The sequence below is a fragment of the uncultured Mailhella sp. genome, assembly GCF_944324575.1.
Lineage (GTDB): Bacteria > Desulfobacterota > Desulfovibrionia > Desulfovibrionales > Desulfovibrionaceae > Mailhella.
On sequence record NZ_CALUWV010000070.1, the window covers coordinates 1 to 10158 of the forward strand.

Annotated in this window: 7 protein-coding genes; 1 reads left to right on the forward strand and 6 read right to left on the reverse strand. The window is 57.9% G+C overall.

Annotated features, from left to right (window positions below; translation table 11 throughout):
* On the reverse strand, positions 1-2306 hold a 2306-nt coding region (nifJ, locus tag Q0J81_RS08430), incomplete at its 3' end, for a pyruvate:ferredoxin (flavodoxin) oxidoreductase (protein ID WP_294447171.1).
* A gap of 342 nt (positions 2307-2648) precedes the next feature.
* On the opposite strand from nifJ, the gene Q0J81_RS08435 reads away from it, so the two are divergent.
* Entirely contained in the window at positions 2649-3089 is a 441-nt protein-coding gene (locus tag Q0J81_RS08435) for a MarR family transcriptional regulator (RefSeq protein ID WP_294447172.1), read from the forward strand.
* Between the two features lie 395 nt (positions 3090-3484).
* On the opposite strand, the gene speB is transcribed toward Q0J81_RS08435, so the two are convergent.
* The 5 genes from speB to Q0J81_RS08460 form a co-directional block, all read right to left on the reverse strand.
* A complete protein-coding gene (speB, locus tag Q0J81_RS08440) occupies positions 3485-4363 on the reverse strand; it encodes an agmatinase (RefSeq protein ID WP_294447173.1) in 879 nt (292 codons plus the stop codon).
* A 132-nt stretch (positions 4364-4495) separates the two neighbouring features.
* Complete coding sequence (locus Q0J81_RS08445) at positions 4496-7621, reverse strand: efflux RND transporter permease subunit (protein ID WP_294447174.1); 3126 nt, start codon at positions 7619-7621, stop codon at positions 4496-4498.
* On the reverse strand, positions 7618-8733 hold the full coding sequence (locus Q0J81_RS08450) for an efflux RND transporter periplasmic adaptor subunit (RefSeq protein ID WP_294447175.1): 1116 nt from the start codon (positions 8731-8733) through the stop codon (positions 7618-7620). Before Q0J81_RS08450 ends, Q0J81_RS08445 begins: the two co-directional genes overlap by 4 nt.
* Positions 8734-8914: 181 nt before the next feature.
* Entirely contained in the window at positions 8915-9688 is a 774-nt protein-coding gene (locus Q0J81_RS08455) for an RNA methyltransferase (protein ID WP_294447176.1), read from the reverse strand.
* A 161-nt stretch (positions 9689-9849) separates the two neighbouring features.
* A partial coding sequence (locus Q0J81_RS08460; RefSeq protein WP_294447177.1) for a DUF456 domain-containing protein occupies positions 9850-10158 on the reverse strand: 309 nt, incomplete at its 5' end.

Genomic DNA, 10158 nt, shown 5'->3' on the forward strand with positions numbered 1-10158 from the left:
GGCTTCATGACCAGAGCCTTTTCCTTGGCAGGGCAGACATTGGCGCAGGAACCGCAGCCGAGGCAGTCCTGAGCGTAGACCTGAATGCGGAACTTGAGACCCTTGAGTTCCTTGCCCATGGCGTCGATGGTGACGAAGCTTTCAGGCGCGCCTTCCAGTTCGTCTTCCGTGGCGAGCACGGGACGGATGGCGGCATGGGGGCAGGCCATGGAGCAGCGGGTGCACTGAATGCACTTGGTGGAATCCCATTCGGGAACGGCAACGGCCACGCCGCGCTTTTCACAGGCAGTGGTGCCGAGGGGCACGATGCCGGTGGGATCGAAGGCGGACACGGGCAGGGTGTCGCCCTTCTGAGCGAGGATGGGACGAACCACGTTGGCGATGTAGGGATCGGTGTCGTTGTAGATGGAAGGAGTATCAACGGCATCGGCCCAGGATTCGGGGTACTTGATCTCGGTGAGAGCTTCAAGAGCCTTGTCCACGGCGGCGATGTTCATGTTGACGACCTTGTCGCCCTTCTTGCCGTAGGTCTTCTTGATGGCGGCCTTGATGTAGTTGATGGCTTCTTCAATGGGCAGCACATTGGCAAGCTTGAAGAAGGCGGTCTGGGTAACCATGTTGATGCGGTTGCCGAGGCCCACTTCAGCGGCCACCTTGACGGCGTCCACGTTGTAGAACTTGAGGTGCTTCTTGGCGATGACGCGCTTCATCTGACCGGGAAGTTCACGATCCATGTCTTCCACGGTGGTCCAGCTGGAGTTCAGCAGGAAGGTGCCGCCTTCCTTGATGCCTTCAAGCACATCATACATGTGCACGTAGGAATCCTTGTGGCAGGCGATGAAGTCGGCGCGGTTCACGAGATAGGAGGACTTCAGATAGGACTTGCCGAAGCGCAGGTGCGACACGGTGAAGCCGCCGGACTTCTTGGAGTCGTAGGCGAAGTAGCCCTGAGCGTACATGTCGGTGTTGTCGCCGATGATCTTGATGGCGTCCTTGTTGGCGCCGACGGTGCCGTCGGAGCCGAGGCCGAAGAACTTGCACTGCACGGTGCCGGCGGGCACGGTGTCGATGTCGGCACCGACTTCGAGGGACAGATTGGTCACGTCGTCATTGATGCCCACGGTGAAGTGGTTCTTGGGAGAGGCGACCAGCATGTTGTCGAACACGGCCTTGGCCATGGCAGGCGTGAATTCCTTGGAGCCGAGGCCGTAGCGACCAGCGATGATCTTGGGGAACACACGGATCTGATCGCCGTGTTCCACAAAGGCGGTGCACACGTCTTCGTACAGAGGTTCACCGAGAGAGCCGGGTTCCTTGGTGCGGTCAAGCACGGTCACGGTCTGCACGGTGGCGGGCATGACGTTCAGCATGAGTTCGGCGCTGAAGGGACGGTACAGACGAACCTTCACGATACCGACGCGTTCGCCGCGGGCGTTCAGGTAGTCGACCACTTCTTCCATGACGTCGCAGGAGGAGCCCATGGCCACGACCACGCGATCAGCTTCAGGATCTCCGTAGTAGTCGAAGGGCTTGTAGCTGCGGCCGGTGATGGAGGCCACGCGCTTCATGGCATCGACCACGATGGCGGGCACTTCATTGTAGTAGGGGTTGCAGGCTTCGCGGTTCTGGAAGTAGATGTCGGGGTTCTGAGCGGTGCCGCGCTGATGCGGATGTTCAGGATTCATGGCGTTGTCGCGGAATTCCTGAACCTTTTCCCAGTTCACGACCTTGCGGATGTCTTCGTAGTCGATGACTTCGATCTTGCGGATTTCGTGAGAGGTACGGAAGCCGTCGAAGAAGTGGCAGAAGGGGACGCTGGAGTCGATGGCGGCAAGATGAGCCACCAGAGCGAGATCCATGGATTCCTGGGGGTTGTTGGAGCAGAGGAAGGCGAAACCGGTCTGACGGGCGGCCATGACGTCCTGATGATCGCCGAAGATGGACAGAGCGTGGGAGGCCAGCGCACGGGCGGACACATGGAAGACGCCGGGGAGAAGTTCACCGGCGATCTTGTACATGTTGGGGATCATGAGCAAGAGGCCCTGAGAAGCCGTGAAGGTGGTGGTCAGAGCACCGGAGACCAGAGAACCGTGCACAGCACCGGCAGCACCAGCTTCGGACTGCATTTCACGGATAGCGACAGTCTGACCCATCAGGTTCTTCTGGCCCTTGGCAGACCATTCGTCGGCCAGTTCGCCCATGACGGACGAGGGCGTAATGGGGTAAATGGCGGCAACGTCGCTCAGGGCGTACGCAATGTGCGCGGCGGCGGTATTGCCGTCCATAGTCTTCATGTGTTTGGCCATAAAGTCCTCCTCATAGAGATGCCCGCCATGCGGCGGAAATATGCCCGCTTGATGTGCGGAAGCTAAACGCCAGTGTCATTTGGCCGCAACAGGATAGAGGGGAGTGCGACTGGCGACCTCCCTGCGGCCGAACGGAAGAAAACTAATACTGTTTGATTAAACAATCAACCGTTTTCCCTTTATCAAGATATCAAAAAACTCATCTTCCGTAAAGATGGGGAATCCGCGGAGCGGGGCAGAAAAAGAAATTATCATTTACCGGTGCCGGGGAAATGGGCGAAGATGGAGAGTGCCCGCAGATGGCGGGAAATTACGGCGGGAAGTCCCGCGCAAGGGGGTAGCATGGAATACAGCGACTGCGTGGACAGGTTCAACAGGATTCTGGTCCGGGCGCATCGGATTATTCAAAACGAACTTTTAAAGCGCGGGGTGGACGACCTGGTGCCCTCCCATGGTGCGGTGCTGGAATATCTGAGTCAGGCCGGCATGCCTCAGCCCGTGACGGAGCTCGTGGTGGCTCTGAAAAGACCGAAATCGTCCATTACCAAGGCAACGGACTGTCTGGAGCATGGAGGGTATGTGTTCAAGAAACCCAATCCCGGCGACGGTCGAAGCTATCTTGTCGGCCTTACTCCTTCGGGCAGCGAGGTTCTGGAAGAGTTTCGGGCCGTGTATGCCATTCTGGAGCGGAAGCTTTTTTCTTCGATCTCTGAAGAGCGGAAGGAAGAATGCATGCTGACGCTGAAGGAAATGGAGTCCAATCTGGAGCATTATCTTGCCTGAGTGCGGAAGGACTTCTTTCCATGCACGAAGAGCGAACGACAATGAGGCTGAACGGGCATTCCGAAGAGAAATGAACTCGTCGTTTGAAATACTTTCGTTTCATGCCGGATCTGCCTTGTGTGTTTTTTTATGGCGTGAGGCAGAGATGCGGCGTTTTTCCTGAAAGAGGTTCTGCAGGCGTAAGGAGGATTTATGGACAGGGGAGGCATGTCTTCGCTGCCCTCATCTTTCTGCTTGGGAATGCCGGGCCGGATTCGTTCTTCATGTCTCGTGGAGGGGCGTAATGAAGGGGGACGTCGAAGCGCAGAGGAAGTTCGTTGGCAGTTTTATGCTTAAACGCGGCAGGCGGAGGAAGGAATCCTCCGCCTGTTCGTGTTTTGACTGTGGGGACCGCTTCAGTTCACGTCGCCGTTGCGCTCTGCAATGCCCATGAGAGCATAGGTCAGACTGGCGGCGGTGAAGTCCGACACTATATGACCTTCACGCGGCGCAAGCTCGACGACATCGAAGCCCAGGAGCCTGCGGCCCTGTACGGCACGTGAAGCCAGCTCAAGGGCCTGATACCAGCCGAGACCGCCGGGAACCGGCGTACCTGTTTCCGGCATGATGGAAGGGTCGAGACCGTCGACGTCGAAGGTAATGAAAATATTTTCTGGAAAGTTTTCAGGAAGAAGGTTCTCCGGTATGCCGTTGCGGCACAGATACGGCGCATCCCAGCTTGTGACCTTGTGTTCCTTTCGGGCGTCGAGCTCCTCCCGGCAGAAGATGCGGTTGCCGAGCTGAACGAGAGGCAGGCCGAGATCCTTGACGGCACGACGCATCACGCTGGCATGACTCCATTTGCTGCCTTCATAGCTGTCGCGCAGATCGGCATGAGCGTCGAACTGTATGACGCCGAACGTACCGAAGCGTTCCTTGAGTGCGACCATTTCACCGTAGGTGAGGGAATGTTCGCCGCCGAGCACGACAGGCATGGCGCCCGCGTCGAGCGCGGCGAGCACGGCCTGCCGTATGCGATCCATGACCTCTTCCGGCGTGCCGGAGCAGTCCACTGGCGACTGCGTGAAGATACCTCCTTCGCCGGGAAAGCTGATGCCGTCGCAAAGCTCAAGCTGGTCGGAGGCGTCGAGGATGGCCTCGGGGCCCTGCGCCGTTCCGCCCGCGTAGCTCACTGTGGCCTCATATGGCACGGGAATGACATGAAAGCGGGCCTTGTCGGCGGGGCGGGAAGGGACTTCCGAGGAGAGAAAACGTTTTTCGTATTCGTTCAGCATGAAAATTTCCTTGTGCGGCGAGACTGCCTCATTTCCGGGACATGGCAGGGCCTTCCGGCGTCATGATCGGAAGGCCCTGCGGGTATTTTGTGAACGTGTTGTCTCCGAAATTTCTGGGAAGTGCAAGTCCTGTTAACGTACGGAAGAGGTTTCCGGGGCGGATTCGGCAAGGCTTTTGCGGAAGATGCGGCGCATATGTCTGCCTACCCATTTACCGAAGTTGTCAAGATACACGTAGTACACCGGCGTGATGTAGAGCGTGACGAGCTGAGAGAATATGAGCCCGCCGGATACGCATATACCTATGGGCTGACGGGCTTCTGCGCCCGTGGCTCCGATGCCGAAGGCCAGAGGCAGTGCACCCATGACGGCGGCAAGGGTTGTCATGAGGATGGGACGGAAACGGATGAGGCAGCCCTGAATGATGGCGTCTTCCGTTTCCAGACTGCCGCTGCGTTCGGCGGCCAGGGCAAAGTCCAGTACCATGATGGCATTCTTCTTCACGATGCCGATGAGCATGATGATGCCCACGAAGGCAGTCATGTTCAGTTCCGAGTCGAAAAGCCAGAGGCTGAACAGCGCTCCGAAAGCGGCGGACGGCAGGCCTGAAAGAATGGTGATGGGATGAATGAAGCTCTCGTACAGAATGCCGAGCACGATGTAGATGAGCAGCAGCGCCACGATGATGATGAGAATCATGTCGTGCACGGAGTCCTGAAAGTCCTGGGCGGTACCGGTAAGGCTGCCGGTCACAGAAGCGGGCAGGATGTCGCGCGCGGCGTTTTCCACGTCGGCCATGGCTTCGCCCATGGCATAGCCGCTGGCAACGTTGAAGGAAATGCTCACGGCGGGGAACTGTCCTCTGTGGTTCACGGAAAGGGGACCGGCCTCGAACTGGCGCGTGACGAGCGTTTCAAGAGGTACGAGCTTTCCCTTGCCGGAGCGCAGATAGATGCTTTCCAGAATGCTTGCGCTGTCCTGAAGCTCAGGGGAAACCTCCATTTTTACGGTGTAGTCGCTGACATCCGTATAAATGGTGGAGATTTCCCGGGTGCCGAAGGCGGAGTAGAGAGAGTTTTCGATCTGCGAGAGCGTGATGCCCAGCATGGTGGCCTTGTCTCTGTCCACAATGAGACGGATGGACGGGTTCATGAGCTGAAGATCGGAACCGATGTCGCGCACGCTCTTCAGACGCTGAAGCGCCTCTTCCACATCACGGGCGGCGGCGTAGAGCTCTGCAGTGTTGCTGCCTACGAGGGTATAGGTGTAGATGCCGGTGGAACTGCCGCCTGCCCCCTGCATGTTGGCGTTGCGCAGCGAGACCATGAGCGTGGGGTTGGTGTCGAGAGCCTTTCTGAGCCGGTCTATGACTACATTGATGTTGTCTCGTTCGGCGATGGGCTTCAGGCGTATCATGATATTGGCGGTGTTGGTGTCGGCCCGTGTGCCGCCGCCTATGGTGGTGGTGAAGCTTCGCACGGCGGGATCGGCGGAGATGATGGGATGAAGTTCCTCCACGGCTCGGGTCAGCGCGTCAAAGGAGATGGATTCTTCGGCCCGGGCAAAGACGCGTATGCGCCCGCCGTCGATAGCCGGAAAGTATCCCGTAGGCACCAGAGTGGAGAGCCACCATGTAGCCACGATGAGCAGCAGTGAGCTTACGAAGGTAAGAAAGCGGTGACGCATCACGCAGTGAAGGCTGCGGGAGTACAGGGAAAGCAGGGCGACGAAGCCGCGTTCCATGGCAGCCTTCAGACCCGTGTGCTTGAGATGCACGGACTGATCCGTGAGAAAAAGCGCACTCATCATGGGCGTGAGGCTGATGGAGATGAAGAAGGAAATGGAAATGGCGATGATGATGACGGCCGCGAATTCAAAGAACATACGGCCTGCCGTTCCTGGCAGAAACAGCAGGGGAATGAACACCGCACCGAGAGAGATGGTCATGGAAAGAATGGTGAAGCCTATTTCCCCGGCGCCGTCTATGGCGGCGTTGAACGGAGACTTGCCCATTTCCCTGTGCCGAATGATGTTTTCCAGCATGACAATGGCGTCGTCCACCACGAAGCCCACGACCAGAATGAGTGCCATGAGCGACATGTTGTCGAGACTGAATCCGGCGGAGAACATGAGCGGGAAGGTGGCCACTACGGAAAGCGGCAGCGCAAGGCTGGGAATGATGGTGGCCATGCCGTCGCGGAGAAATGCGTAGATGACGAGCACCACCAGGACTATGGTGAGAAGAAGCGTGAACTCCACTTCATGCACCGACTCTTTAATGGGAATGGAAGTATCTTCCACCACGTCCATGTTTATGGACGGCGGGAGCGTTGCTTCAATATCTGCGAGCAGATCAAGGATGTCGCTCACTATCTGTACGGTGTTGCCGCCAGGCTGCTTGGTCACCTGCACGATGACGCCGGGATCTCCGCTGATGAAGCTGGCCTGATTGGTCTCCTCCACGCCTTCTTCCACGTCGGCGACGTCGCTCAGGCGCACGGGAGCTCCGTTGCGCCAGGCAACCACGATTTTTGCGAAATCTTCGGCCTTTATGAGTGAGCCGTTGTCCTTGATGTTGCGTATGCGGTCCGCACCTTCCAGCTTGCCGGTAGGCAGGGTGACATTGGCGGCATCTATGCCGTTGCGGATTTCTTCGGCGCTGACGTCGCGAGCCTGCATGAGGTCGGGACGAAGGTTGACGCGCACTGCGTAGCGCTTGGCGCCGCGCACGTCGGACTTCGATACGCCGGCCACCATGGAAAGACGCTGAGACACATAGTTCTCCGCGTAGTCCGTCAGCTGCTGCCGTGTGAGCGTATTGGTCGTGAGGGCGATCTGAATGACGGGCAGTGAGTCGGGATCCAGCTTCATGAAGCGGGGCATCTGCGTCATGGTGTCCGGCATGCGGGAATAGGCGATGGATATGGCCGACTGCACGTCGAGAGCCGCGCCGTCAATGTCTCGGTCAAGCTCGAATTCCACACGCACCATGGTGCGCCCGAGCTTGTTGGTGGAGGTCATGTTCTTGATGCTGGCAATGGTGGAGAGCTGTTTTTCCAGCGGCTTGGCCACGGATGTGGCCATGGTTTCCGGGGATGCACCGCTCAGGGTCGCGGAAACGATGATGACAGGATAGTCGATGTTGGGGTTTTCGCTCAATGGAAGGCGAAGATAGCTCATCCAGCCGAAGACGAGTATGCCCATCATGAGCAGTGTGGTGGCGACAGGGCGCTTGATGAACGTGGTGGAAATGTTCATTGCTGCGCTCCCCCTGCGGCGGTGATTTTTCTGTCTTCCTGCAGGCGTACGGGCATGCCGTCTTTCAGGCGTACGTGGCCTTCAAGCACTACGTATTCGCCGCTGGAGAGGCCTTTGGATATGACGGTGACACCATCGTTTTCCACGTCGGTGCTCACGAGCCGTACTCTGGCCCGTCTGTCGTCGCCTACCACATAGACGAACGGACCGTCCGGGCCGAGCAGTACCGCGCGGCTGGGAACGGTGACGGCGTTCTTTCTCATGTCGAGCTGCAGGCTCACGCGAAGAAATTCTCCGGGCCACAGTTCCGTTCCCTCGTTGAGAAAGCGCGCCTTGAGCGGCACGGTTCCCGTGTCGGGATCCACATTGCCCACAAATATGACGTCGCCGGTGAGCGGCTTTCCTTCCTTGGAGGTGGCGGCAACCTTGAGTCCCGTTTCCCGGACGTTGCGACGAATCAGGGGAAGATGTTTTTCCGGAACGTTGAAGGTGATGTCCGCAGGCTGGAAGGCGTCGAGAACCACAAGAAGCGTCTGTGCCGTGATGACGTTGCCCTTGTCAACGCGCACGTCGTCCGTGCGTCCGTCCATGGGGGCCCGGATTTCGCAGTAGGAGAGATCAAGTTCGGCCTTTTCCAGTGCTGCGGCATCTTCTCTGACGGCGGCCTGCGCACTGACCATGGTCACGCGGGCATCGTCGGTTTCTGCGGCGCTGGAAAAACCGCCTTTCTTCATTTTAAGAGCGCGGGAGTAGTCGTCCTGAGCTTTGGCAAGTTTGGCTTTGTCGCTTTCAAGCCTGGCCTGAGCCTGATGAAGCGCTATTTCATATGGTTCTTTTTCAATGACGAACAGAAGCTGTCCCTTCTTTACCTGGTCGCCGTCGTGGATGAGCACCTGCTGAAGCTCCCCGCTTGTACGAGAAACGATGTTTACCGTGGCCGAAGGTTCCACGGTACCGACGGCGTCCAGCATGTAGGGGACGTCTTTTGTCCCGGAGAGGGCAAGAGAGACCAGCGCCGTGCGAACGGCCTGAGGCTGCTTTTTTTCGGAGTCGCGGGAACAGCCTGAAATCAGCACGACACAAAGAAGGCACAGGAAGAATCGAATGGACATGAGGGGCTCCTGACGGATTTTAACAGGGAGTATTTTATCACCTATACGAAGATAGAATTTTTTCTGTCAATAAAGAGCGGGGAGGAGTTTTCTTTCAAAAGATTGCAGAGGACTGCACAAAAGAGCAGAGCCATTTCCGCATATCTGCGGAAATGGCTGAGACAGGAAGGGATGAATGACGTCAGGACTTTGAATCGGGGTCTGTGCGGGTCAGATGTTCCATCTGACGGCAGATTCCCATGAAGATGTCCATTTCGTGTCGGCGCAGATCTGCCCGGTCAAAGAATCGTGCCAGAGGCAAGAAAAAGTGTTCGGGGTTGTCTCTCGGAATGGTACCGATGTCCATGAGGGTGTTTTTGAGAGTAAGAAAGAGAAAGTCTCTCTCCTCGGCCGTGACGCGTCGGGAAAGGTTCGGATGCGCGTCGATTCTTGCGGTGTCGGGAAGGGCTAAATAGCATTCGTAGATCATGAGCAGCACGGCCTGCGCAAGATTCAGGGAAGAGGCGTCCGGCGCCGTGGGAATGGTGACGAGCCTGCCGCAGTTTTCCAGATCTTCGTTGCTGAGTCCGCGGTCTTCAGGGCCGAACATGATGGCGACCTCTTCACCGAGCGCCAGGCGCTCGGCCACTTCCGCGGCAGCCTGCCGCGGCGTGATGAGCTGCTGCCTTGCTCCGCCCGTGCGGGCCGTGGTGCCGATGACGAGCGTGCACGGAGCCACGGCTTCTTTCACCGAGTCTGTGACGGTGATGGAGTCGAGCAGAGGGCGGCCCTGACTGGTGGCTGTGGGAAGCGCCTTTTCGTAGTTCCAGCGTCTCGGTTCGGCCAGATACAGGGGGGCGTGACCGAAGTTTGCGGAGGCGCGGGCGGCCATGCCGATGTTTTCGGGAAAGTTGGTTCGAACCAGTACCAGACGAAGATTCCGCATCATGGCGGCGATTTCGGAAGCGTTTTTCATGACGATGCCGGGCGCGGTCCGCTCAACGTTGGAGAGCAGTTGCGCCGTGAAGAATTAAAGGTGAAGAGAATATGCCGGAAAGGGACAGTTATCCGAGACAGTCATGCGCTTTTTGCGAGAACGTGGACATAAGATTCGGGATGCGTGCCGGAACTCTGATATTAAAGAGCATCAGGCCAGAGGTTGGAGGCGGTAAGCGCAAGCATGGCCATGCCGAGGCCGAATTTGACGACCATGCCGAGAAAGCGTCCTACGAAGGCTCCCTGAGCTGCGCGGAAGGCTACGGCGGAAGCCTGTCGGCGGATGAGCAGTTCTGCCAGAAAGCAACCCGCCCAGGCGCCGAACAGGGCGCCGAATACCGCGCCGACGCCGAACATGAAGGGCGCACCGACTATGGCGCCGACTATGGCGCCCAGTATGCCTGCCCATGTAGAAATTCTGGAAGACCCGTATTTTTTCGCCCCCCATAT

Excerpts from the sequence above, each read along its gene's own strand:
- Q0J81_RS08450 (WP_294447175.1), bottom strand. The coding sequence starts at position 8,733 with ATGTCCATTCGATTCTTCCTGTGCCTTCTTTGTGTCGTGCTGATTTCA.
- Q0J81_RS08455 (WP_294447176.1), bottom strand. The coding sequence starts at position 9,688 with ATGAAAAACGCTTCCGAAATCGCCGCCATGATGCGGAATCTTCGTCTG.
- Q0J81_RS08435 (WP_294447172.1), top strand. The coding sequence starts at position 2,649 with ATGGAATACAGCGACTGCGTGGACAGGTTCAACAGGATTCTGGTCCGG.
- speB (WP_294447173.1), bottom strand. The coding sequence starts at position 4,363 with ATGCTGAACGAATACGAAAAACGTTTTCTCTCCTCGGAAGTCCCTTCC.
- Q0J81_RS08445 (WP_294447174.1), bottom strand. The coding sequence starts at position 7,621 with ATGAACATTTCCACCACGTTCATCAAGCGCCCTGTCGCCACCACACTG.